This window comes from Nocardia veterana NBRC 100344, assembly GCF_000308855.1.
GTDB classification, from domain to species: Bacteria; Actinomycetota; Actinomycetes; order Mycobacteriales; family Mycobacteriaceae; genus Nocardia; species Nocardia veterana.
Map to the genome: position 1 here is coordinate 54,371 of NZ_BAGM01000210.1, position 24,407 is coordinate 78,777.

The following is a 24,407-nucleotide window of genomic DNA, read 5'->3' on the forward strand; positions in this document are numbered from 1 at the left end:
CGAGCCCATCCGGCAACCGCGCGTTGCCCTCACCGAACAAGGAGCTGAACAGCAGGAAAGGCAGTCTTGACCGCGATCCGCACCGACGCCGGCCCCGTCATCGACCCACCTCGGCCCGATCTGCCCGCCCCGGCGGCCGATCCGCCGACGCGCGTGGGCGGGATGTTCGCCTCGCTCGCCGTCCCCAATTACCGCTACTACTTCGCCGGTCAGGTGGTGTCCAATACCGGCACCTGGATGCAGCGGATCGCGCAGGACTGGCTGGTGCTCGGTCTCACCGGCAGCTCGTTCGCGGTCGGCATCACCACCGCCATGCAGTTCCTGCCGATGCTGCTGTTCGGTCTCTACGGCGGGGTCATCGCCGATCGCTTTCCCAAGCGGGGTCTGCTGGTCATCACCCAGGCCACGATGGGCGTGCTCGCCGCCGTACTCGCCGTCCTGACGCTGACCGGTGCGGTCGAGGTGTGGCACGTGTACCTGCTGGCGCTGTTGCTGGGCATGGTGACGGTGGTCGACAATCCGACCCGGCAGTCGTTCGTCCCGGAAATCGTCGGCACCCAGCGGCTACGCAACGCCGTCAGCCTGAACTCCGCGAACTTCCAGGCCGCCCGGCTGATCGGGCCCGCGGTCGCCGGCGCCCTGATCGCCGCGGTGGGGTCCGGCTGGGCCTTCGTGATCAACGCCTGCTCGTTCGCGGCCGTCATCGCCGGTCTGCTGGCAATGCGGCCCGCGGAGTTGACCCCGGTGCCCCGCCTGCCGCGCCGGAAAGGGCAACTGCGCGAAGGCCTTCGCTACGTGGGCGCCCATCCGCACCTGCTCTGGCCCATCGTCATGGTGGGGTTCATCGGCACTTTCGGGTACAACTTCCCCACTGTTTTATCCGGATTCGCGTATCACGTCTTCGACGTCGACGCCGGAAAGTACGGTCTGCTCAACACCGCGCTGGCCGCGGGATCGCTCGTCGGCGCACTCCTGGCCAGCCGTCGCGGGCGGGTGCGGATGCGGATGCTGGTCGCCACGGCCGTCGGCTTCGGCGTGCTGGAGGCGGTCACCGCGTTCGCTCCCGAGTACTGGCTGTTCACCGTACTGCTCACGGTGGTGGGTCTGCTCGGCCTCACCTTCAACACCTCCGGCAACTCGATGGTGCAGCTCGAGACCGACCCGACCATGCGCGGCCGGGTGATGTCGCTGTACATGATGGTGTTCACCGGAGGCACCCCGATCGGCGGCCCGATCGTGGGCTGGCTCACCGAACAGTTCGGTCCCCGGTTCGGATTGTTCGCCTGTGGGGCGGTCTCCGCGGCGGCCGCCGCACTGATCGGTCTCATACTCGCCCGAGCGGCCGGGCTGCGAGTGCGGCTCCGCGGCGGCAGGATCTCGCTGGTCGCCCGCGAGGAACCGACGACATCCGACCGGAAGGTGACCGCCGCCGTCGCACAGTAGCCGGGGCGCCCTGGGTGGCGGCGCGACAAGCATGGCACCTGATGACGCCCGGCTCAGCCTGGAGCACCATCCCGAGGGCGAGGCGAGGACCGCGGGTGCCCGAGCGGCGATATCAGCTCGGATCGAGGACGTCCGCGCCCCGGGATCGGTCGTGCGATTGCCGGTCGGCGGAGCGCCGGGAGCGCAGGGTGTTCACGACCGCGAGCCCGACGCCCAACCCGACCAGGATCAGCCCGCGCGCCCAGATCGCGGCCTCGATCCGCGTGAACAGGTACAGACACGAGGCGAGGGCGAGCCACGGAACGACAGTGGGCGCGCGGAAGTGGTCGGTATCGACCGGGTGCCGGCGCTCGAGCAGCACCGAACAGTTCACCGCGGTGAAGACGACCAGCAGCAGCAACACCAGCGTCTCGGCCAGGACGGCGACCTCGCCGGTGAGCGCGAGCGCGATCGACACCGACGTCGTGACCACCACCGCGACCCATGGTGTGCGGCGGCCGGGGAGCAACCGGGTCAGCACCGCCGGCAGGAGTCCGTCGCGGGCCATACCGTAGGCGAGCCGGGAGGCCATGATTCCGGTGAGCAAGGCCCCGTTGGCCACCGCGACCAGCGCGATCACACTGAACAACCGTTCGGGCACCCCACCGGCCCGCCGCACCACTTCGAGCAACGGGCCGCTCGACCGGGCCAGCTCGTCGGTCGGCACCGCGGCGGCGGCGACCACGCCGACCGACACGTACACCACGCCGGCGGTGAGCAGCGCGCCGAACAGGGCGGCCGGGTACGAACGCCGCGGATCACGCACTTCCTCGGCCAGGTTCACCGACGTCTCGAAGCCCACGAAGGAGTAGAAGGCCAGCACCGTACCGGCCAGGACGGCCAGGACCGGACCGTGCTGCGGTGTGCCGATGTCGGTGAGCCGCCCGGGATCGGCGTCGCCCCGCAGCAGCAACCACGCGCCGAGCCCGATGATCAGCACCAGCCCACCGAGTTCGATCAGGCTCGCCGCGACATTCGCGGTCAGCGATTCCTTGATCCCCCGGATGTTCAGCAGCGCCAGCGCGACCAGGAAGACGATGATCACCACCGCGGTCGGCGCCGAGACCAGCGCCTGCAGATAATCACCGGCGAAGGCGCGGGCCAGCGCTCCCACCGACACCACTCCCGCCGCCAGCATGCAGAAGCCGACCAGGGACCCCGCCGCCGGGCCGAGCGCCCGGGTCGCGTAGTGCGCGGAACCGCCCGCTCGCGGATACTTCGTCGCCAGTTCGGCATAGGATGCGGCCGTCAGCGTGGCCAAGCCCAGGGCGACGGCCAACGGCAGCCACACCGCACCCCCCGACGCCTCGGCCACGGATCCGACCAGCACATAGACCCCGGCTCCGAGCACGTCACCGAGAATGAAGAAATACAGCAGCGGCGTGCTCACGGTGCGTTTCAGGGAACGAGGCATACCGGCCAGATACCCGCCGCGGGCTCGGCGAAGCGGTTATGTCGGTCTCGCCACCCCGAGGATCCGCGGCCGTGCGTCCGGCCCGGCCGCCGCCGAACCGGTACGGGTATTGCTCGTCGCTACCCGCGCACCGGCGCGTCGGTTCGACGGGCGCACTCCAATTCCACCCAGCGGCAGATGATTTCGACGACATACTCCCGTTCGCGGTCGGTCAGGTCGTGCCCCTTGGCGATGCCGTGCGTGCGCTGCAGGCAGCCGCGGCAGCACGTGCCGGTGGCATGTTGCGCGCGGAAAACCGGATGGCCACCCCAGGGTGTCTGTTTTCCGTCTCGGGCGGGATGTGCCGGTGCGAGTCGCCGGCCGATGAGATCGACCGCGTGCTCCCGCACGACCTTCATCCCGCGCAGCGCGACGAACTCGACCTCGGGTGCGCGCAGGTGGAACTTCGCCCGGAACGGGTGCCGGGCGATCTCGTTCAGGCGAGCATCGAGCTCCGCGCGATCCGACATCACGCTTCCAGCCTAGATCGGGGGTCCGACCCGGCCGGTGTACCGGACCGGCGCCGGGCCGGCCTGCCGTCAACGTGGCGGGGTCGGCGGGTTCTCGTCCGCGTCCGGAGGGCACCACGGCTCCGGGCTGCGGCGGCGACCGGGAAGTTCACCGCAGTAGGCCTGGATCTCGGGATCGACGTCGCCGTGCCGCACTCGCATGACGGTGACGGGTTTGTGCCTGGGCACATTGGGCCGGTTGGCGTCGCCGTAGTCGAAGGTGCCGGTCACCCCTTGAAAGCTCCCGAGCTTGGTGATCTGTCTGGACAGCGCGGCCGCGCTGATCTCACGCCCGTTCCGGTGCAGCTGGGTCACGGCCGCGACGTAGACCTGGGTGGCATCGAAGGTGAGCGCGGCATGCCCGTCGAGCGAGCGCTGACCGTCCTTTTCGAACGGAAACAGCGTGTTCAACCGGGCATGGAAATCGCGTGCCGGTCCCGGCTCGGGATCCGTTTCCGGAACGGGCGTGAAGGACATGAAATAGTAAGGCACGCTGGGTGTTCGGTAACGGGCCGCGGGGTCGGCCACGTGGCGGGTGACGTCGTCGCCGCCGATGACTGTCGCGTCGGTGCCGCCACAGGACGCCACCCCGTCGAGGAACGTGCCGAAGTCCGGAACCCCGCGTGCGGCGAAGAACGCGATGCCGTCGATCGAGCAGTTGTCGGCCCCCGCAGCCGCGGCATCGCCGATCAGCCGGTCGCCCGGCCGGGGCTGCTGCGCGTCGGTGCCCTGCCCGGCCGGCGTGAAAGCCGTTGTCTGCACGGTGAATCCGAACTTCTCGAACCAGTAGGCGGCGTCGTCGCGCAAGTTCGCGCTGTACAGGTCGTTGGGATCACCGGAGTAGTAGATGCGCACTCGCTTCGAGGTGCCGAGCTGGGCGGCGAATCCGGCGGCGGTCGCGGCCTCGCTCCGATCCTGCGGCGCGACCTGGACGAACAGCGGGATCCAGTCGGCGAGGTAGTCGAACGACAGCGTCGTCGCGACGGTCGGAATCCGGGCGTCGTTCAGTACGGCCACGGTGTTCTTGGTCGCCTGGTTGCTCAGATTCAAGCCGATCACGCCCACGATGCTCGGGTCTTTCCGTGCGCTGTCGGCGATCTGGGCGGCGAGCCGCGGGCCCGACTGCATGTCCCGCCCCGCGTTCCCGATCAGGACCCGGATCAACGGCGCCCCGGCTTCCTCGGCATCGAGTTGCAGATTCTGCGCGACGGCCAAGCCCTCCAGGCTCTCTCGCTCCGCGGTGAGCCCGGCCGCCGTACCGCCCTCGGGGGCGGTCAGCGCCTCGAGGTCGACGAGGGTGACGTACGGCCGGTCCGGATGTTCTCGATGCCGCTGCTCGGCCAGCCGGTTCTGCGCGGCGATGGTGTTTTCCACCGACCTGATCCGGTTCTCCACCGCCTCGTCGCGGTCGACCGGCTGGAACAGGTCGAAGGAGCCGTCGGTCAGGCCGATACATTCGGCGCCGACGCTGATCAGAGTGGTGATCTCGGTGCCGCAGTGCCCCCGCAGGTAGCCGGGATCGTGACCGGCGAAACGCGCACCGCCGCCGGTCGAGATACCGACCGCCGCCAGGACCGCGACCGCCACGGCGGCGCGCGTCAGTTGCCGTTGCCGCCGTCGTCGCTCGACTCCGGGCAGCGGTCGCGGCGGTCCGGCGGGATTGGGGAACAGCGGCGCATCGGCGAGATCGCGGCCGCCGTCCTGTTCCGGCGAATGTACTTGGGGCGCGGGCGCATCCCTGATCGACTCGAGCCGGGCCGCGATGAGCCCGCAGATCTGGCGCAAGCTCATCGGTCCCGGCCGGTGCCGGTCGCCCACCTCCAGGACGTCGATCAGGGCCCGACCGAACAGCGTGAACGAACCCTTGCCGGCCAATCGGGCGGGGTCGCGCGAACTCGAGGCGCACAGCAGGGCGACGCCGCTCGCGCTGTCGTAGCCGAGGATCCGTTCGATCTGCCCGGCCGATTCCCGTGCCCGGCGATCGAGTCTGGCTTCCTGCTCGACGATTTCGTCGACCTTGGCCGCGGCGACCTCTTCCACGGCGCCTTGGAAATCGTTGGCGGCGTGGCCGGCGAAGCAGGAATCGAGGATGACGATGCGCGCGCTCCGGGGTGCGGTACTGCGCAGGGTGTGGGCGAGTACCGTCACGCGCATACTGCTCTCCACCGGAGCCGGTTCGTGCGTTTCGCGCAGCAGCAGACAGTAGAACCGCTGGCCCTCGAAGAAGGCGCCGTGCCCGATGTAGGCCACCAGCACCAGCATTCCCCGCCCGTCCCGGCTGTGTAACCGATCCATATGGCCGAGCAGAAACGCTCTGATCCGGTCGAAGTGTTCGACCGCGGAGATCGTGCTGTCGAACAGATTCAGGATATTGCTTGCGGCCAAACCCATTCCGGCCCGGCCGGCCAGATACTGTTCGACCCCTTTCGCGGTGTTCCGGAACGCCGCATCCCCGGCGAAGCGATTCAGGTGCGGCCACTGGCTCGCACCGCAGATGATCGCGACCGTCTTGTCGGGATCATGCACGATCGTCGCCGTCGAGGAACATCCGGACCATGCGCTCGTGGCGCTGACTCAGGGGTCCTTTGATCTCGATCGTCGCCTCGGTGCCGGTCCGGCTCAATCGCAGGGCGGCGTCGTGCCGCCGTGCCGCCCACCGGGACAGTTCCCGCACGACCAGCCCCACCGTCGGCGAGGTCAGCACGATCGTCAGGACCGTGCCCAGATCCTGGTTCAACTCGTTCTGCCGGACCCGATCCGTCGAAACCTCGGGAACACTCCGGTCGAGGCTGTCGGAGAGGTCGGCGCACAGATCGTCCGCGGTCGCCAGGTCCACATCCGGGAACGAACACCGCACCAGGATCTCAGTCATCGTCGATCACTCTTGCCCCTCCCACCCGCGACCGGACAATCGAATCCCGCGACCCGCGAGTCGCCGGTACCGCACTGTATACCCGAAAACGTCGCTCGCGGAACGTCGATGGGCGACGAAGGTCGCGACCGCCGGCGGCAGATACCCGAGCCGGCGATCCGCGACGCCGGCGATCAGCTCGGCGGCGTCGGCTTGAGACTGCCGACCCCGAGCGAGCCGGGCACGCGTGGGCGCAGTCCCGCCTCCGCCGCGCGAACGTAGCCGGCCGGGTCCTTGTCGACGGACTCCACGCCCGCGTAGTTACGCGCCTCGTAGGCCGCGAAGGCAACAGCGAGCTGATGGCGTCGCGTCAATCCGACCAGCCGGCGGAAGTCGGTGAGCCCCTCGCGCTCCTCCTCGGCCATGTGATCGCTGTTGGCCAGATTGGCGGCCGCCACCGCCGCATACCATTCGTCGGTGCCGACCCGATGCCGCCCGACTTCGGCGACCGCGTCCCGGATCTCGTTGTGGTCGTGGATGGCGTCGAGCGTCTCGTCCTCCGTGCCGCTCGCCTGCCGAGCCGCCATCCCCGCCTGTAGCAACGCGGGATAGAAGATCTCCTCCTCTGCCTGGGCGTGAAGCTCGAGGAAGGCCGCCAACCGGCCCCAGATCGCGGACAACACGGCGGTCTCCCCGCGATCGATCTGCTCCAGGATCGCGAACAGCCGCCGCTGCTCGTGGTGGTCGTCGAGGATCAGCTCGGTAATGTCCACAATTCCTCCCTGACACGACATTTCAGGTAAGTACCGGACCCGGCGGCCCCGCGGCGGGACCGCGGCGCCGGATCCCGACCATAGCCCACGGCCCGGCCCGGGGCCGCGATCGAATCAACACGAGCCGGCCGCGCCGTACCGGCCCACGTCGGTCTATTGCGAGCCGGTGACCCGAGCGAGCACGATGCCGCCGACGATCATCGACAGTGCGAGTATCCGGCCGACGCTGAGCGGATCCTTGTCGACGACGACGCCGAGACCGACGGCTCCGACCGCACCGATCCCCGTGAATACCGCATAGGCGGTTCCGACCGGCAGGGTCCGCATCGCGTGCGAGAGCAGGTACACCGCGAGCGCTGCGAGGACGAAACACAGCAGCGTGGGCAGCGGCCGGGTGAAGTTGTGTGTCGGTTTGATGCTCTGTGACCAGGCGATCTCGACCACTCCCGCCAGGGTGAGAACGAGCCAGCTCATCTCAGTACCTCCCGCCCAGCTCGCGGGCGGTGGCGAGGGCGAGCGCATACGACGCGTCGTGCTCGCCGCGCCGCCGCGCGAGCGCGGGATCCTGACGCGAGTTGGCCAGCTCGGTGGTGACGAAAACCGTGTCGGTGACGCCGAAATGGCCCGCGAAGAAGTCCCGGAGATAGCGCTCCTGGTAATCGAACGCCGCCTTCGGCGTTCCGGGCGAGTAGGCGCCACCGCGGGCGCTGGCCACCACGAAACGGCGTGGCGCCAACGACATTCGCGGGAAGGTCACCTGATCGAGCCACGCCTTCAGCGCCGCCGGGATGGAGTAGTTGTACATCGGGGTGACGATCATCACGACGTCGGCCGCGAGCAGCTCGGTCAGGAGCGGTTCGACGATCCGCCACGCAGCGGCCTGCGCGGGCGTTCGCGCGAGCGTGCCCAGCCGGTCGAGGTCGAGCGCGCCGGCGGCGAGAACCGCATCGCAGATCTCGGTCCACCCGGCATCGATGAACGGCACCGGATCGGCGACCAGGTCTCGATAGACATACCGCGCGCCGGGGTGAGCGGCGCGCCAGGAGCCGGCGAACGCGGCGCTCAGCTCCCTGCTGATGGAACGGGTGCGCGCGCTCGCATCCAAATGCAACAAGGTGGGCATATCGAAACCTCCAAATAAGTGGACACCATGTCCAGTTTCATGAGCGTAGCGGCAATCTGGACATCATGTCCACTTATTGGGCTATGGTGCGGATATGGATATTCGCGCCGATCTGCTCACGCCATCGCCGACCACCGGCGCCGAACGCGCGGACGCGGCACGCAATCGGGCCAAGGTCCTGGCCGCAGCGGCCGAACTGTTCGCCGCCCGCGATCCGCGCACGGTCACGATGGACGACATCGCGAAGGCGGCAGGGGTGGGGCGCGGCACGCTGTATCGCCGATATCCCGACGTCGGCGCCATCGCGATGGCGCTGCTCGACGAGCACGAACGAGAGCTCCAGAAGCAATTACTCTGCGGGCCACCGCCATTGGGGCCGGGCGCAGCCCCCGCGGAGCGGCTCGCCGCCTTCTACGCGGCCATGATCGGCCTGCTCGACGCGCACGCCGACCTCGTGCTGGGCGCCGAGAGCGGCGAAGCACGCTTCACCACCGGCGCCTACGGGTTCTGGTCGGCGCATGTGCGGGCACTGCTCGTGGAAGCCGGTACGCCCCAACCCGATTCGCTGGTCGACGTGCTCCTCGCCCCCCTGGCGGTGGAGGTCTACCGGCACCAACGCGAGCGCGGCCGCACCTCGGAGCAGATCACCGCCGCACTCACCCACCTCGCCCACGCGGTCGTCTCGAACGGCGGCTGACCCGCTGCCGATCGGGACACGCAGACGATCACACCCGGTGCGCGACAGCGGTCACGATCACTGGCCGACCGGCTTCCCGAGCAGGTTCAGCATGAAGGGCGCGATCTGCGGGAGCAGGGTCGTCCACAATTCCGGCGCCAACAGCACCGAGCCGGCGTCCTTGGTGCCGCAGCCGGTCGGTGCCGGCACGCCGGCGAAGCGGTCGGCGAGAAATTTGATCATCAGCGGAATCGAGAACGTATCCAGGGTGAGGTGCTCGCTGAAGTGGTCGCGCAGATACTGCACGCGCGCGGTGGGATCCGCGCAGTAGGTGGCCACGAGGGTGTCGACGGGCCCGACCGGCAGCAGCCAGTCCGGATGGGAATGCAGCATGAACATCGGCATATCGGGCACGTGGTGGCCCATCTTGATCTTGTCCATCACGGCCACCGCACGCGGATCGTCGAGCGGATGCGGGATGGTGAACAGGCTGTCGTAGTTCACGAACGGCACCACCAGCGAGGTCGGCACCTGGCAGAGATTCTGTTTCGCGGCGACGATCGCACGCCCCGCCGGCGACAGATACTTGTCGAAAAGCTCTGCCAATTCCGGATATTCGCGGCTTGCACCGACCGCACCGGCGAAGATGATGCCCGCTCCGGCGTTGGTACTGCCCATCCTCAGCGCCGCACCGACATCGGCGGGTATGCCGCCTTCGGCGGCGCCGACGATATCGAGATCGGGCGCGTACTCCTGATGCAGCTCGGCGGCATGTCCGGTCGCCAGGGCACCGCCGGAGTAGCCGGTCATACCCACCTTGGTGCGGCGGCCGTCGAGTTCCATCGGCGCGAAATTCTCCGCCGCCCGGATGCCGTCGAGCGTGATCCGGCCTTCGAGTGGGCCGGCGCCGAAAGCCTGATCCGGTCCTTGGGTATCGGTGACGACGACGGCCCACCCCAGCTGCGCGGCGGCGATCGGCACCGCGAACAGACTCGTCGTCTCCGCCGAGCCGGCGAGCGGACCCAGCGATCCGACCTGACTCAGATACGAAGGGCGACAGTACTGTCCGAGCGAATCCTCGGCGAACTGGTAGGACAGCAGCGGTCGCGGCGCCGAGCTGGGCGCGTGCGGTTTCATCACCGTCGTGACCGCCGGAATCGCCCGGCCGCGAGTATCGGTGGAACGAAACGACAGCTGCCAGGCGTCCATATTGATCGGCAGCACAGCAGAATACGCGAGGTGCACCTGTCGTGCCGCGATGATCTCCCCCGGCTGCTTGCTGTCCACGATCGCCTGGTCCGGGCGGTAGAACCCGGGGTCGAGTTCGGGTGGGGACGGCGGAATCGGAAAGGGCAGCGGCGGTGTCACCGGCACCTCGAGCGGCGGCGAGGGCGGCGGTTCGGCGATCGCCACACCGGTCGCCGTCGACATCGCGGCCGCCGTCACGGCCACGATCATGATCGCGCGTCGGCACCGCGCACGAAAAGCCCGGCGTCGGTCGCGGTTTCGGGTGCTGTCGGCAAAGACCTCGTCGTCCACCCGTTCAGCACACCGCAGTGCGCACCGACGCGGTACCGGCAATCCGTCAGCCCACACCTCCCTCGTTTGGAAAAGTGCCTAATCGGCCGACGCGGCGGTGAGCCGAGCCGCGTACAGAACCATTGCCGCACGCGGATTCAGTGGGTCCCAGCCGGTCGCCTCGGCGATGCCCGCCAATCGGTAGGTGACGGTGTTGCGGTGGACACCGAGGCGGCGCGCGGTGGCGAGCTGATTGAACTGGCAGGCGAAGTATGCGTCCAGGGTTCGCAGCAGCACCGGGTGGTCCCGGAGCGCGGCGACGACCGAACTCAGATACCGCCGGGCCGACGGACCGCCCGTCAGCGCATACTCGAGCAGAACCTCCCGCACCGAGGTGACCGCCTCGGGCCGACCGGTCCGCCGGCAGATATCACTGACCGCCCGGGCCTGTCGTGCGGCCTCGGGAATGCCGGAAAGCGTTGTCGCACAGGCGATGCCGATCCACATCTGCGGCACCGAGTCGCAGCGATCGGCGGTGACCGTCCGCTGCACGGCCGACGCGACCTGCTCGACGGTGCCGTCGAGCGGAATCAGCACCGTCCAACCCGCGCTGTCCATCCGCAGAAACGCACCGTCGATCCGGTCCAGGGCCGTGCGGATGCGGGTCAGCCGCGCCGGATCGGCGGTCGTGGCCACATCGAACACCGCCACCGCATACGACGAAGCGACGGGCACGACCGCCTCCGGCGACCCGTCGCGCGGATCGCGACCCTGCAGCAGCGCGTCGGCGATCGCGCGCCGCCGATCGCGCTGCTCCCACAGCGGATCGCTCACGTGCTCGACACACGCGACGGCGACCCGGGCGGTCACGGCTGCCACGAACTCCATCAGGCCGGGACCGACCGAGGCGATCACCGCCCGCTCGGCCGGACTCGCCGACCGCTCCAATTCGGCGACCATATAGCCCGCCGCGATCCGGTACCGGGCCAGCACGCTCGCCAAGGGCACGCCTTGGCGAACGCGCTTCAAGGCCAGATCGACGACCTCGGTCATCGCCGCCGCGGTCGGCAACTCGCCGGACGACAGAAAGTCGAAGAACATCTCGACATTCAGCCGCGCGCCCCGCACGAATTCCGCCTCACTCAGCGCCGACGGCAGCTGGGAGTACGCCGGCACCTCCGGTGAGAATCCCGCGACCAGCGCACATGCCCGCTCCCGCAGCGCCCCCACCACCTCGGCATCGACGTCGCTCATGGGTCTCACCTTGGCAAATCCGCGCGACTCGCGCGCCCCTATCTCCGGTTCCGGGTGTCCGGAACGAAACAGGCGCTCGACCGGGGTCCGCGCTTCGCGCACCGCGACTCGTGTGGACGGCGGGAATACCGGGTACGCGGCCAGCACCGAAACGGTGGCCATGACGCTGTCCGACAGGGAGGTATTCGCGATGGCTGAAACCGAGGTGGACGATCAACTGTGGGACCGCTTCCACCATCTGGTCAATATGACCTCACGACAGCTCGGCGACTGGCTGCGAACCGAGGGCGCAGGCAGCGATGCCGAAACCGAACCGGACCATGCGGGCCCGGAACTGGGCAGGCAGGTACTGGCGATCCTCGGCAAACGACGTACCGATGTGAATGCCGACGACGTCGCTGTGATGCGCCGGGTGGTCGAGCGGATCACCGAGTTGCGCGGTGAGGCCGGCGACGAAGCAGCGGCCGGCGACGATCGCCGGCGCCGCGGCCTGATGTCGCTCGGCCACGATCCGCTGCAGTCGCCCTGACGGATCCGGTCGACGGCGTGTGACCGTGCGGGCGTGTGACCATGGGGGCGCTGGGTAGTCGGCGATCATGACCGCGACTACTCCGCTTCCTCGAGACCGGATCGGCGCACCGCTTCGAGCGATGGTGACCGGAGGTGATTCCGGTATCGGCAGAGCCGTGGCGGTCGCGCTCGCCGGGGGCGGCGTCGACGTCGGCATCACGTATCACACCGACGAGCCCGGCGCCCGCCGCACCGCGGAAGAAGCCGAGGAGCGGGGTGTGCGAGCCGTGGTCCGGCAGCTCGATCTCGACGATCTGCCCACCGCCGCCGCGGTCGTCGACGATGTGGCACAGCAACTCGAGGGTGTCGACGTCCTGGTGAATTGCGCGGGCACCGGCACCGCGCAGAAGGCCATGGAGATGGACTTCGACACCTGGCGCCATGTGCTGTCGGTCGACTTGGACGGGGCGTTCCTGTGTTCGCAGCGGGCCGCCAAGCACATGATCGAGGCCGGCAGGGGCGGGCGGATCATCAACATCACCAGCGTGCACGAACACGCACCCCGAGTCGGAGCGGCCCCCTACTGTGCGGCCAAGGCCGGTCTGGGCGCGCTGACCAAGGTGCTGGCACTGGAGTTGTCCGAATACGACATCACCGTGAATTCCGTTGCGCCCGGCGAAATTTCGACACCCATGACCGGGCAGGAAGACGTCGATCCTCGCGAACAGTACCGTCCCGGCCTGCCACTGCGCCGCCCGGGCCACGCCCAGGAGGTGGCCTCGGTCGTCGCCTTCCTCGCCACCCCGGCTGCCGGTTACATCACCGGCGCCTCCTACGTCATCGACGGTGGCATGCTCCTGATGGGCCCGCACTCCGGCGACCTGCAGACCGACCGGTGGCGCCAGGTATGAGCCGACTGCACCGTCATCAACTCAGGGTTTTCAGCGCGGCCGCATCGTAGGGCTTCAGCTCGTCGATCCGTCCGTTCAGGACCTTGCCCGCCCATTCCGGGTCCTGCAGCAGGGCGCGGCCGACGGCGACCAGGTCGAACTCGTCGCGTTCGAGCCGGTCGAGGAGATTGTCCAGGCTGCCGAGCTCGGCGCCCCTGCCCGTGAAGGCGTGCAGGAAGTCGCCGTCCAGGCCGACCGAGCCGACGGTGATGGTGGGCTTACCGGTGAGCTTCTTGGTCCAGCCCGCGAGGTTCAGCTCCGAGCCCTCGAACTCGGGGAGCCAGTACCGGCGGGTGGAGGCGTGGAAGGCGTCGACCCCGGCCGCGGCCAGCGGTGCCAGGATGGCTTCGAGCTCCTGCGGGGTCTCGGCCAGCCGTGCGGTGTAGGCCTCCTGCTTCCACTGCGAGAAGCGGAAGATCACCGGGAAGCCGGGTGACACGGCCGCGCGCACCGCGGCGACGACCTCGGTCGCGAATCTGGTGCGCGCCACGGGATCTCCGCCGTAGGCATCGGTGCGGCGGTTCGTGTGCGCCCACAGGAACTGGTCGATGAGGTACCCGTGCGCGCCGTGCAGTTCGACCCCGTCGAAACCGATGCGCTCGGCGGCCGCGGCAGCCTCGGCGAAGGCGGCGACGACGTCGTCGAGGTCGCGTTGCGTCATCGCCACCCCGGCGCCCTCGGTGCCGTCGACGCGAATGCCGGAGGGGCCCATGGCCGGGGCATCGGGGTAGGGCTGTTCCCCGTGATTGCGAACCATGCCGATGTGCCACAGCTGCGGCACGATGGTGCCGCCCGCCGCGTGCACATCCGCGGCAACCTTCGCCCAGCCGGCCAGCTGCTCCGCACCGTGGAATCGCGGTACCCGGTCGCTCTGTCCCGCCGACGCGTGGCCGACGTAGGTCCCCTCGGTGACGATCAGGCCCACACCTGCGGCGGCCCGGCGGGCGTAGTAGGACCGCACGTCGTCACCGGGGATGCCGCCCGGGGAGAACATGCGGGTCATCGGCGCCATCACGATGCGGTTGGGAACGGTCAGGTTGTTCAGCACAACGGGCCGGGACAGGATTTCCGCCAGGCGGGAGGCGTCGGACACGGTGACGGTCACTGATTGCTCCTCAGATTTACTTGATAATTTTGATGGTTGAGAACCTCAAGTGATTTCCACGGTAAGGTGGATAGTTGAGATGGTCAAGTTTCGGTGCGGAGGATGACGGACATGGCAGAGGTGCCGCAGATCGACACCGCCCAGCTCATGGAGTTGCTCTCGGTGTCACTGGGCGTCTACTACGGCGAATTCACCGCCGCGGCCGCGAGCGAGAACCTCACCGCCAGCCAGGGCAAGACATTGACGGTGCTGCGCCGCGGACCCGCCCCGATGCGCACGTTGGCCGAGACCCTGGCCTGTGACGCCTCCAATGTCACCGGGATCATCGACCGCTTGGCGAAGCGGGGGCTGGTCCGACGCGAGAGCGATCCGGCCGATCGGCGCGTCACCAATCTGGTCATCACACCCGAGGGCGAGCGTGCCGTCGACGCGATCCGCGCGAAGATGCACCGGACCCGCGACGGCTTGGACAAACTCGGCGCCGAGGACCGGTCCCGCTTCGCCGCCCTGCTGGAGCAGGTCTTCGTCCAGCCTTGACGCCCCCCGGAACGGAGGCCCGCCGACGGCGCGGACCGTTCGCGTTCACCGAGTGACTCACGAGTCGACGGCCCGAACAAGGTTGTCCAGCAACTGATCCCAGCCCAAGCCGACACCGGCCGCGGCCGCCTCCGAGCCCGCCGCCGGATCGGACACGTGAACCCGCAGATCCACGCGCGTGCCGCCGGCGACAGCGCTCAGTTGGAGCCGATGGTCGACCCCGAACAAGGCGACCCCCTCGGCGTCCAGCGGTGACAGTTCGAACCGGAGTCGCCGGGGCGCCCGGACATCGAGGTAGCGTCCCGCACTGCGGTACACCGTGCCGTCGCCCTCCCGCAGCACGATCGACAATTCCCCGTCGGTGACCGGCCGCAGGACGCACTCGACGACCTCGAAGTGGGCCGGGTGCCACCAGCGGCGCACCAGCTCGGGCGAGGTCCACCACTGCCACACCGTCGCCACCGGCACCGGCACGGTCCGCTCGAACGCGTAGTCGGACACGGGGGCTGCCGCGCTGGCCGCTCGATATTGGGCGAGCACCGATTCCGACGGATGATCGGCCTCGAACCCGGCCAGCCATTCCCGCAGCTGCCGCAGTGGAGCGCGGCGCAGGGCGTAGATGCGGCGCTGACCGAATGGCTCCATGACCACCAGGCCCGCGCGTTCGAGCGCCTGCAGATGCTTCGTCGTCTGCGGTTGACGCAGGTCGAGGGCGGCGGCGATCTCGCCGACCGGACGCGGAGCATCGTTCAGCAACTCCACGATCCGCATCCGGTTGGGTTCGGCCAGGGCGGCGAACAGTGCAGTGTCCATTGACCAAGCATGCCTCCTCAGATATATTCCTTTCAAGGAATATCTTTCTCCCGAGGAGCGCGACATGACCGACCGGATTCGCATCGAACACGACTACCCCACCACCGCCCAGGCCGTCTGGGAACTGTGGACCACCCCCGCCGGGATCGAGAAGTGGTGGGCGCCAGACGGTTTCACCGTCCGCGTCGACCGGCTCGACCTGCGCCCGGGAGGCGAGCTGGTCTACACGATGACCGCGACCGCTCCCGAGCAGATCGAGTTCATGCGCTCCGCGGGCATGCCGCTGTCGACCGAATCCCGCAAAACGTTCACCGAGGTCGAGGCACCCAACCGTCTGGCCTATACCTCCCTCGCCGACTTCATCCCGGGCGTGGAGCCCTACGAATTCCTCACCACCGTCGATCTCGAGCCGGGCGATTCCGGCGTCCGGGTCGTCATGACCGTCGATCCGATGCACGACGAGGTCTGGACCCAGCGCCTGGTTCAGGGCCGGGAAAACGAGCTCGCCAACCTGGCGAACGTCGTCGCCGGCAGCTAGCACCGAGCCGGCGGGCCGTCACACTGCTCGTCGCCGGCTCGACCGGTTCCACCCGGTCCGTCCGCCGGGTGCACGGACTCACCGACCGCCTCGGCAGCGGCCGGCACCCACGCTCGGAATCGGCACGGCGGTCCAGCCTCCGTCGGGGTCGCCGGCCGTGATCGAAAGTCTTTGTCAGGCAAAGGGTTCGACTGTCGACGTAGCGCCGCGGCCCGTGTCGTCGTCGGCCGAGGCTCCGCGCCGGAGCCGCAGCGCCAGTTCGACATGACCGTTGTCGAGCAGGAATCCCAGAAACAGTGCCCGGAACGCCGCATGCACCGAGTCCGGTGGCAGCGTGCCCGGCACCGCCATTTCGTGCAATGCCAGCCCGTGCGCCAGGGCCGTGAAAGCCGGTGCGGCCGTGTCGGGTTCCGGGTGGCCGGCCGCACGAACTCCTGCGGCGGCAACCCGGCGTGCGGCCTCGAGCGCTCGCGCGGCAGCATCGCGGAACTCCGGGTGCCGCGCGGCGTGCAGATAGGCCTCGAACAACGCCGGCGTCTCCGGTGAGCGCGGTGTCGCGGCCGAGGACAGCGCGACGGCGATCTCGTCGGGGGTGCTGTGCGCCTCGGCCAGCGCCTCGGCGAGCGCGACCTGGGCATCGGCGTCGGCGTCGGTATAGACCCGCAGCGCTTCCTCGGTCAACGCGTCGATCGACTCGAAGAAGTACCCGACCGTGGTCAGCGGCAAGCCGGCCTTTTCGGTAACCGCGCGGTGAGTCACCCCGGCCACGCCCACTTCCGCGGTGACCTCGACGGCGGCTCGGAGCAGGGCTTCGCGTCGAGCCAGGGCACTGGGACGGTGGCGGCGCGCGGTCACGACACCACCCTAAGCCATCTCTGTAACTTCTTACAGTTTCCCTCTGGGCAGAGTCTGTAGATTCTTCTAGACTCAGCCGCCATGACGTCGATTCACGCATTCCGCGACGATGCGCTGGCCGAGCACGATGCGGTCGCCCTCGCCGAGCTGGTCCGCAACGGCTCGGTGAGCCCGCAGGAGCTCGCCACCGCCGCCATCGAGCGAGCGCGCGCGGTCGATCCCCAGCTCCACGCCGTCGCCTGCGCGAGCTACGACGCCCCGCACTACCATTCGAGCTCCGATACCGCCCTCTACGGCGTCCCGACGTTCGTCAAGGACAACACCGATGTGGCCGGGCTGCCGACCAATCACGGCAGTGAGGCGTTCCGGGCGCGACCGGCGGCGAAGAACGGCGCTTACGCCGACCAGTACCTCGGCACCGGAATGACGCTGCTCGGCAAATCGCGGCTACCGGAGTTCGGCTTCAACGCCACCACCGAATTCATGACCGGACCGCCGACCCGCAACCCGTGGGATCTCGACCGCTCGATCGGCGCCTCCTCCGGCGGCTCGGCGGCACTGGTGGCCGCCGGCGTGGTCCCGATCGCGCATGCGAACGACGGCGGCGGATCCATCCGGATTCCGGCCGCCTGTGGCGGACTCGTCGGACTCAAGCCGAGCCGCGGCCGCCACATCGACGGCGAACAGGCGCGGCATGTGCCGATCAACATGATTTCCGAGGGCGTACTCACTCGCACCGTACGCGACACCGCAGCATTCGTCGCCGCGACCGAAAACGTTTGGCGCAACCCGAAACTCGCGCCCATCGGCGAGGTCCGCGGCCCGGCGCGACGACGGCTGCGGGTCGGGCTGCTCATGCACAGCGTCACCGGTGCCGACGTCGATCCGCCCACGCGCGCGGCAGTCGAGCACACAGCCACGTTGCTGGAGAAGGCCGGACACATCGTCGAACCGATCGCCCTGCCGGTCACCGCGCAGTTCGCCGTCGACTTCGTCCAATACTGGGCGCTGCTGGCCGATCTCGCCGTAAGCACCGGCAAACTCATCCTGGACCGATCCTTCGACGCGTCCGCCACCGACGGACTCACTCGCGGACTGCGTGCCCATCACCGGCGCAACCTGCACCGTACCCCGGCGGCACTGCGCCGACTGCGCCGCGTCCCCGCCACCTACGCGCGGATGTTCGCCCGCCTGGAAGTCGTTGTGTCCCCGGTACTCTCACATACGACACCGCCGCTGGGCCACATCGCACCGACCGTGCCCTTTCCGGAACTCATCGACCGGCTCACCCGCTACGTCAGCTACACGCCCCTGAACAACATCGCCGGCACCCCGGCGATCTCACTGCCCATGGGCCGCACCACCGAAGGCCTTCCGGTCGGCGTCCAACTGTCGGCCGCCCACGGGGACGAGCGCACGCTGATCGAACTCGCCTACCTCCTCGAAGCCGAACAGCCCTTCCCCCGCATCCGGGACCAGGTGAGGAATTCCGCACCCCGGTAACACTCCGGACCGGCGGGTCCCGGGGTCCGTTGCTGCCTATTTCCTCGGGCAGCGATGCGAGCTGCCGCCGTTGCGTGGGTCAACCGGGGAGACGAGTCTGGAAGGGTGCGAGCCCGTGACGTGGAGATCGGGCGCACCTACGTGGTCCTGGTCCCCCATCGACTACCGATCGCCCGCTACCCCGAACGCGAGCTACCGGGCAGCCCCGCATGGGTGGCAGGCCTACTCACCGGCGCCCGGTTCCGGCTCACCGTCACCAGTGTCGACCGCTCCACGGACCCCGCCACCGTGGAAGGCCTGCGCCTGATCGAACGAGCCCACACCGACCTGGCCCTCACCGACGCCCAGGCCGCCGCGCTCGGCCTGTCTCCGGGCCAGGGCTACCGGGTGGTGGGAATGCTGATCGACCGCACGGGCCGCCCGGCCCGCGTCCCCTCGCTCGAAACCCTCCGCGTGCCGGTCCGATGGCTGCGCCCAGCCGAGGATCAACGCCTGCGCCGCGACACCCACCGCGACGCCGACGTGTGGCCCTATATGTGAGCGACTTGGTCGCGGCTGTCGTTTCGGCCTGAACCGAAATGATTGAAGCACCCGTCGTCGACCGGCCAGAGTGAGACTTCGACCGGCGCCCGGAAGGCTGTCGTTCGACGAATTGTTCTGCCGCACAGAGGAGTTCCGATGACCGCGTTGGCATACCCGTTCGAGTTGAACGAGCCGCTGGGAGTCAGCCCGCTGCATACTCGACTGCGACGTGATCACGGCCTGGCGAGGATCCGGATGCCCTACGGCGGCGAGGCGTGGCTCGCGACCCGCCACGCCGACGTCCGACAGGTGCTGTCGGATCCGCGGTTCAGCCGCGCGGCTGCTGCGGGACGGGACGTGCCGCGACCGCGACCATTGCCCGACCCACCGTCGGAGATCTTCAGCATGGATCCACCCGAGCACACCCGGCTGCGCACCCTGGTTTCGCAGGCCTTCACGCGCCGGCGCGTCGAGCAGTTGCGGCCGCGGATCCGCGATCTCCTCGACGGTCTCGTCGACGACTTGACCGCTGCCGGGCCGCCGGCCGACCTGGTCCACACCGTGGCGTGGCCGTTACCGCTGGCCGTCATCTGCGAGCTGCTCGGTGTGCCCGATACCGACCGCGACACCTTCCGGTCCTGGACCGAAACGATCATCGCACTCGGTATCGCGACGAGCATCGACGAGATCCGGGCAGCTTACGAAAGCCTCAACGGCTACCTGGCGGAGCTCGTCGCGCAACGCCGCGACCGGCCATCGACCGATCTGCTCTCGGCACTGGTCGCCGCACGCGACGACGAGGACCGGCTGTCCGAGGACGAGCTCATCTCGCTCGCCCGGGCACTGCTCGTCGCCGGACACGAGACCACCGCGAACCACATCGGCAACTTCGTGTTCACCCTGCTCAGCGAGCCGAGCCGATGGCAGCGTCTGGTCACCGAACCCGATCTGGTGCCGCAAGCGGTCGAGGAGTTGCTGCGCTACGTCCCGATCGAAGCGTCGTCCGAGTTCGCGCGGATCGCCACCACCGACGTCGAGGTCGGCGGACAGCTGATCCGGGCGGGTGAAGCCGTCCTGGTGGACCGCGGCGCCGCCAACCGCGACGACCGAGTATTCGACGATGCCGAGACGTACTGCCCCGCACGCGCCGAGAATCTGCACGTCGCGTTCGGACACGGTGCGCACTTCTGCCTTGGTGCACACCTCGCGCGGGTGGAGCTGCAGGAGACAGTGCGGATCCTCACCCGCCGGCTCCCCGGGCTACGGCTGGCCGTGCCGGCCGGTGACATCGAATGGCGCTCGGACCGAGGAGTCCGCGGCGCACTCGCCCTACCGGTCGGCTGGTGACGCTCCGCCGCGGCGGCGGCCGGGAGGCGATGTTCGGTTCGAGTAGCGGATTACCAACGCATGCCGCGTCGGTCGGGGCACGATGGGAGGACCGGAAGCCGGCAACCAGTCGGTCCGAGTCGGAGGGATTGACCATGCTGCGAATCCTGTTCAGCGCGGACGATTTCGCCGCGACCCGGGTCGTACCCGAACCCGCGCCGTTGCTGGAGACCAAGCTGGCGGCGCTGGCATTGCGGACGGGAATCGGCACATCGTGGGGGCCGCGCTGGCGGCACCACGCTCTGGCGGCGTTCCCGGCGGTGGCGAAGCCGGTGTGTGCGGTCGCCGCGGGATTCCGCGGGGCGGTGTCGCCGACCACGCTCGGGTCCTTCGACGAGGCCATGGACACCGCAGCGACCCTGAGCCGGCGGCAAGCAGTGCAGGAAGTGCGGCTGTGGTACGGGAACCGGCCCGAGGCGGTGCCGCGGTTGATCCGAGCCACCGTCGACGGTGATCGCGAGGCCGCGCTGGTATTCCTGAATGCCATGCGGGCGGCATTCTCGGCGGTGGTGCAACCGTATTGGCAGGACATCTGGGCCAACCATCAGAACACGCTCGCCGAGCACGGACGCCTGCTCGCCTGCCGCGGACCCGCGGCGACGCTCACCGCCGTGCTGCCGGGCGCCCGCTGGAGCGAGAACTGCCTGCTGATCGACAGTCCGCACGAGCGCACCGTCCGGCCGGCCGGACGAGGTGTGCTGCTGACACCCACGACGTTCTGGACCGGCCCACCGATCATCGGAGAGTTACCGGATCAGCCGGTGATGCTGGCCTATCCGGCCCGAGCCGCCGCGAGCCTGCGAATCGGACCCGAATCCGACACCCTCGCCGCTGTCCTCGGGACCACTCGGGCCGCGGTGTTGCGCCGGCTGACCGCCGAGCACACCACGACCGACCTCGCGAAGCAGCTCGGCCTCAGTACCGCGTCGGCTTCGGAGCACACCACGGCGTTGCGCGCGGCCCGGTTGATCAGCAGCCGCCGCGACGGGAAAACAGTCGTGCACCACGCCACGGCCTTGGGCCTGGACCTGGTCCGGGCCAACACCCCTGTCACCGAACCCGGTTCGACAGCGGTAGCCGGTCTCCGCGAGAGGTACGCGACAACGCCGACCAGCGGAAGGGACAGCGAAAACCGTTGCCGCAGCTGAACTGTCGGCGGCGGAACCGCGGGGATTTCGATCCCGCCCGTGGTGCCGTGTTCTGTCCGGAACAGACGGTCGCCGAGCCGCGTACAGGTGAGAAATCCCGCTCGCCTGTCGAGCACGGCGACGGGACGCGTTCGACCACGTCACTCGCCGACGCTGTCTTCTCCGGTGAGGCGCTTCTCCGGTGAGGCGGCGTCACACGCGGCGTCGCCCACCGGATACCTGTGTCGCCCTGGCATCGGCGGCCCGACTCTCGGGTTTGCCCGCGATTCGTGGAGGTAGTCCGGCTACGACGAACCGCGCTCGCGCCGTACGCGTAACAACCGGCGATCACCGTCCCGAGGAGCCCGACATGGCCGCAGTATCACCGACCCGGCTGGCGCGCGCCCACGGTGTGTTCAATCTGGTCAGCGGCGCGTGGCCGCTGCTGGCCCGGCGTAGTTTCGAAGCCGTCTTCGGGGCGAAGACCGATCGCTGGCTGCTCTACACGGTCTCCGGCCTGCTCCTGGGCAATGGGCTCACCCAACTGACGGCCGAACCGACCGCGGCCGGCGTGCGCGCGGCGCGACAGTGCGGAACCGCGACCGCGCTGACCTTGCTGAGTATCGACCTGGTGTACGTCCCCGCGGGAACGATCCCGAAGACCTATCTCCTCGATGCCGCGATGGAACTCGGCTGGATCACGGCCTGGCGAGTCACCGCCCATCGTCCCGTTTGATCTGCGCCGAACGGCGCGGGAGTCTCCTCGACCGTGGCGGTGACGAGATCGGACCACCCGGTAGCACTCCGCAGCGGACGTGGACGTCGAGCGGTCATTACGGTGCGACTCCCCGACCGGACGGCCAACCCCGTGGTCCACGATCAGCTGTCCGCCCTGTTCCACCTTGACCATCCACCTGGTCCTCCCCCGCGTGCAGTCACCGCTGCATCGGCGCATTCGCGCCGTCGCCGAAACCCTGGCACACGAACTGCACTGGCTACCGGACTGATCCCGGCAGGTCCTGGCGGTTGTCCTCCATAACCGCCTCGACGGGGCCGCCAGTTCGTCCCGGCCCGCCTGATCACGCACTCGCCGGCGGAGGCTCGGTCGTTGGGGATTGCGTTGTGTCCGTGGCCTTTTCCGCTGCCAACGCCGGCCTGGCCAAGACCTCGACGACAAGCAGGAGCACTCCGGCGATCAGCACGATTCCGATGACGACCAAGCCGGTGGCGTAGGGCCAGAGAACCAGAGCCAGCACGGCACCGGCGAGAACCGCGAGCCGCAGCGGAATCCGGTACCGCGCGGCGAAGGTCTCGACCACGGTCGGTGGACGTTCGCGACGGCTACGCAGGGAACCGAGAACGCTGTCGAATCCGGAACGCACCGATCGGGCCGACCGGGACGGCCCGATCAGATAGCCGACAGCCGCCACGACCAGACTCACAACGGCGACCGCGCGCAGGGACACGCGCAGTGGGTGGATCACCGTGTCGAACAGCGCGGCGGCAGCGGGTGGCGACAACGCGTCGCTGGGAACGGAATCCAGGTACACGCTGCGGGCGATCACCACGGCGACGGCCAACAGCACCATCGCGATCGCACCGGTGGCGCCGACGAGAGCGAACGCGCGCAGGCGTCGTCCGCCGGGAGCCAGCCACACCGCACCTGCCGCCGTGGCCAGCGCGATCCACGGCAGTATGTTCGCCATGCGGTCGAGCGTTCGCAACCATTTCTGGTACTTCGGCAGTTCGGTCGCATGGAACAGGACGAACTGCGCGTCCACATCCGGGATTTTGTCGGCGAAGCTGATTCCGCGAGCATCGAGCCGTTCGCGCACTGTCGCCAGGATCGGCTGCAACGAGATGCTGACCGTACCGTCGTCGCTGACCTGCACCCCAGGTCTGGTCTCACCGTCGACCACGCGCACCAGCGCGTCGTGCGCGCGTCGGTTGGCTGCGTCCCACACCTCCACGAACTGATCGCTGGTCACTACCGACGTCGCGGCCTGGTGGATGTAATTCTCGGCTTGGGACGCCACCAGCGCGGGGAGACTGTTCAGTGCCGCCACGGCCCGCGGCCGGTCGGCCAACCGGTCGGCATTCTCGGTCAGCGCGGCGACCGCGTCCGCGGTGAATGCCTTGATGTCGACCCGGCCGACGATCGCGTCGGTGATCTTGTCGGCCAATTCGTTCCGAATGGCCGGATCGGTGGCCAGCGGGGCCACGGTCGTGACATATCGATCGGTATCGAAGATCTCGCTGCGGACGAATCTCGTCGTCACCGATCCGATCATCAGGATCGCGGTGACTACCAGCAGTACCGTCACACCCGTCCAGCGCCACACATGGCGGCGATCGGTCCGCGCGGCGACGTATGCCCGCAATCGCTCCAGCTCGGCGCGATCACCAGCCGACAGCGGTTGCTCCGACCGACCGAGTGTGGCATCCCCGTGATTGCTGGACATCGTTTCTCACATCCTGAGTGACTCCGATTGTCGGAGCGAGACGCTTTCAATGCCGTGCGGCGATCGGCCCCGCCGTCGGCCGGTGCGGCAGGCGGTGGCGCGGTAACGCGAACGCGGCCGAGGAGACGACCGGACATTCAATGATTCGACGCCGACACTCGTACGGATACATTCGCCGGCGTGCCCGCTCGAGGGCTGCGGCTGCCGCGAGCCGGTCCCGGGACCGGGAACTACCCGCCGATCCGAGACGACGCTGTTCGACAGTGGAGCGCGGAACTCGTCGAACCTCGTGTGGGCCATGCCCTTTCGCTTGTTCGAGCCGATTTTCGACACCATTCACGGAAGTGCCAGTTGCTGAAATTTTGCCATAACCATCGAAACGTGCCTGTCCGCGGCGCATAATGAGAAATGAATACGCCCCAGGTCGACCGGCACGAATATCCGGCCGAATCGTTGCCAG

General features: G+C 68.7%; 24 protein-coding genes. 11 read left to right on the forward strand and 13 right to left on the reverse strand.

The features are described from left to right. Positions 1-66: 66 nt before the first annotated feature. Complete coding sequence (locus ON37_RS30480; protein ID WP_245553583.1) at positions 67-1,443, forward strand: MFS transporter; 1,377 nt, start codon at positions 67-69, stop codon at positions 1,441-1,443. A gap of 112 nt (positions 1,444-1,555) precedes the next feature. Here the strand turns inward: ON37_RS30480 and ON37_RS30485 are convergent, their stop codons facing one another. The 7 genes from ON37_RS30485 to ON37_RS30515 form a co-directional block, all read right to left on the reverse strand. Next, positions 1,556-2,896: an APC family permease gene (locus ON37_RS30485; RefSeq protein ID WP_040724509.1), complete on the reverse strand. Its 1,341-nt coding sequence runs from the start codon at positions 2,894-2,896 to the stop codon at positions 1,556-1,558. Positions 2,897-3,015: 119 nt separating this feature from the next. Further along, positions 3,016-3,405, reverse strand: a complete 390-nt coding sequence (locus ON37_RS30490; RefSeq protein WP_040724513.1) for a DUF4186 domain-containing protein — start codon at positions 3,403-3,405, stop codon at positions 3,016-3,018. Positions 3,406-3,474: 69 nt separating this feature from the next. Further along, positions 3,475-5,970, reverse strand: a complete 2,496-nt coding sequence (locus tag ON37_RS31415) for an ABC transporter substrate-binding protein (RefSeq protein ID WP_051032338.1) — start codon at positions 5,968-5,970, stop codon at positions 3,475-3,477. Next, complete coding sequence (locus tag ON37_RS30500; RefSeq protein ID WP_040724514.1) at positions 5,963-6,316, reverse strand: hypothetical protein; 354 nt, start codon at positions 6,314-6,316, stop codon at positions 5,963-5,965. Before ON37_RS30500 ends, ON37_RS31415 begins: the two co-directional genes overlap by 8 nt. Before the next feature lie 173 nt (positions 6,317-6,489). Continuing rightward, positions 6,490-7,068 (reverse strand): hemerythrin domain-containing protein, encoded by a 579-nt coding sequence (locus ON37_RS30505; RefSeq protein ID WP_040724516.1) that lies wholly within the window; start codon positions 7,066-7,068, stop codon positions 6,490-6,492. Positions 7,069-7,221: 153 nt separating this feature from the next. Then, entirely contained in the window at positions 7,222-7,542 is a 321-nt protein-coding gene (locus ON37_RS30510; RefSeq protein WP_040724519.1) for a DMT family transporter, read from the reverse strand. Between the two features lies 1 nt (position 7,543). Then, complete coding sequence (locus ON37_RS30515; RefSeq protein WP_040724521.1) at positions 7,544-8,191, reverse strand: FMN-dependent NADH-azoreductase; 648 nt, start codon at positions 8,189-8,191, stop codon at positions 7,544-7,546. Positions 8,192-8,285: 94 nt separating this feature from the next. Between ON37_RS30515 and ON37_RS30520 the strand changes: the two genes are divergently transcribed. Then, positions 8,286-8,888, forward strand: coding sequence for a TetR/AcrR family transcriptional regulator (locus ON37_RS30520; protein ID WP_051032339.1), 603 nt, complete (start codon positions 8,286-8,288; stop codon positions 8,886-8,888). 57 nt (positions 8,889-8,945) lie between these two features. Here ON37_RS30520 and ON37_RS30525 read toward each other — a convergent pair whose 3' ends face one another. Both ON37_RS30525 and ON37_RS30530 read right to left on the reverse strand, forming a co-directional pair. Continuing rightward, on the reverse strand, positions 8,946-10,325 hold the full coding sequence (locus ON37_RS30525; RefSeq protein WP_051032348.1) for a lipase family protein: 1,380 nt from the start codon (positions 10,323-10,325) through the stop codon (positions 8,946-8,948). A 159-nt stretch (positions 10,326-10,484) separates the two neighbouring features. Further along, entirely contained in the window at positions 10,485-11,639 is a 1,155-nt protein-coding gene (locus ON37_RS30530; RefSeq protein ID WP_157171713.1) for a PucR family transcriptional regulator, read from the reverse strand. Positions 11,640-11,829: 190 nt separating this feature from the next. On the opposite strand from ON37_RS30530, the gene ON37_RS30535 reads away from it, so the two are divergent. Together ON37_RS30535 and ON37_RS30540 are read left to right on the forward strand one after the other, a co-directional pair. Then, positions 11,830-12,168 carry a DUF3140 domain-containing protein gene (locus ON37_RS30535; protein WP_040724616.1) on the forward strand — a complete coding sequence of 113 codons (339 nt, stop codon included), beginning with the start codon at positions 11,830-11,832 and terminating at the stop codon, positions 12,166-12,168. A 67-nt stretch (positions 12,169-12,235) separates the two neighbouring features. Beyond that, a complete protein-coding gene (locus tag ON37_RS30540) occupies positions 12,236-13,060 on the forward strand; it encodes an SDR family oxidoreductase (protein ID WP_051032340.1) in 825 nt (274 codons plus the stop codon). 16 nt (positions 13,061-13,076) lie between these two features. Here ON37_RS30540 and ON37_RS30545 read toward each other — a convergent pair whose 3' ends face one another. Beyond that, positions 13,077-14,204: an NADH:flavin oxidoreductase gene (locus tag ON37_RS30545; protein WP_040724525.1), complete on the reverse strand. Its 1,128-nt coding sequence runs from the start codon at positions 14,202-14,204 to the stop codon at positions 13,077-13,079. 102 nt (positions 14,205-14,306) lie between these two features. Between ON37_RS30545 and ON37_RS30550 the strand changes: the two genes are divergently transcribed. Then, a complete protein-coding gene (locus tag ON37_RS30550; RefSeq protein WP_245553584.1) occupies positions 14,307-14,741 on the forward strand; it encodes a MarR family winged helix-turn-helix transcriptional regulator in 435 nt (144 codons plus the stop codon). A gap of 57 nt (positions 14,742-14,798) precedes the next feature. On the opposite strand, the gene ON37_RS30555 is transcribed toward ON37_RS30550, so the two are convergent. Further along, entirely contained in the window at positions 14,799-15,554 is a 756-nt protein-coding gene (locus ON37_RS30555) for a metalloregulator ArsR/SmtB family transcription factor (RefSeq protein WP_040724529.1), read from the reverse strand. Between the two features lie 64 nt (positions 15,555-15,618). Between ON37_RS30555 and ON37_RS30560 the strand changes: the two genes are divergently transcribed. Next, complete coding sequence (locus ON37_RS30560) at positions 15,619-16,092, forward strand: SRPBCC family protein (RefSeq protein ID WP_040724533.1); 474 nt, start codon at positions 15,619-15,621, stop codon at positions 16,090-16,092. A gap of 174 nt (positions 16,093-16,266) precedes the next feature. On the opposite strand, the gene ON37_RS30565 is transcribed toward ON37_RS30560, so the two are convergent. Next, on the reverse strand, positions 16,267-16,947 hold the full coding sequence (locus ON37_RS30565) for a TetR/AcrR family transcriptional regulator (protein ID WP_051032341.1): 681 nt from the start codon (positions 16,945-16,947) through the stop codon (positions 16,267-16,269). An 81-nt stretch (positions 16,948-17,028) separates the two neighbouring features. On the opposite strand from ON37_RS30565, the gene ON37_RS30570 reads away from it, so the two are divergent. The 5 genes from ON37_RS30570 (at position 17,029) to ON37_RS30590 (ending at position 22,221) form a co-directional block, all read left to right on the forward strand. Continuing rightward, entirely contained in the window at positions 17,029-18,450 is a 1,422-nt protein-coding gene (locus ON37_RS30570; protein WP_040724535.1) for an amidase, read from the forward strand. 105 nt (positions 18,451-18,555) lie between these two features. Continuing rightward, positions 18,556-18,990 (forward strand): hypothetical protein, encoded by a 435-nt coding sequence (locus ON37_RS30575; RefSeq protein ID WP_157171714.1) that lies wholly within the window; start codon positions 18,556-18,558, stop codon positions 18,988-18,990. A gap of 138 nt (positions 18,991-19,128) precedes the next feature. Further along, positions 19,129-20,319 (forward strand): cytochrome P450, encoded by a 1,191-nt coding sequence (locus tag ON37_RS30580; protein WP_040724538.1) that lies wholly within the window; start codon positions 19,129-19,131, stop codon positions 20,317-20,319. Between the two features lie 134 nt (positions 20,320-20,453). Further along, the gene (locus ON37_RS30585; RefSeq protein WP_245553585.1) at positions 20,454-21,506 is read left to right on the forward strand and encodes an ArsR/SmtB family transcription factor; all 1,053 of its coding nucleotides are present in this window, start codon (positions 20,454-20,456) and stop codon (positions 21,504-21,506) included. 349 nt (positions 21,507-21,855) lie between these two features. Next, the gene (locus ON37_RS30590; protein WP_040724541.1) at positions 21,856-22,221 is read left to right on the forward strand and encodes a hypothetical protein; all 366 of its coding nucleotides are present in this window, start codon (positions 21,856-21,858) and stop codon (positions 22,219-22,221) included. 343 nt (positions 22,222-22,564) lie between these two features. Here ON37_RS30590 and ON37_RS30595 read toward each other — a convergent pair whose 3' ends face one another. Beyond that, positions 22,565-23,947, reverse strand: coding sequence for a hypothetical protein (locus ON37_RS30595; protein WP_051032342.1), 1,383 nt, complete (start codon positions 23,945-23,947; stop codon positions 22,565-22,567). Positions 23,948-24,407 lie beyond the last annotated feature (460 nt).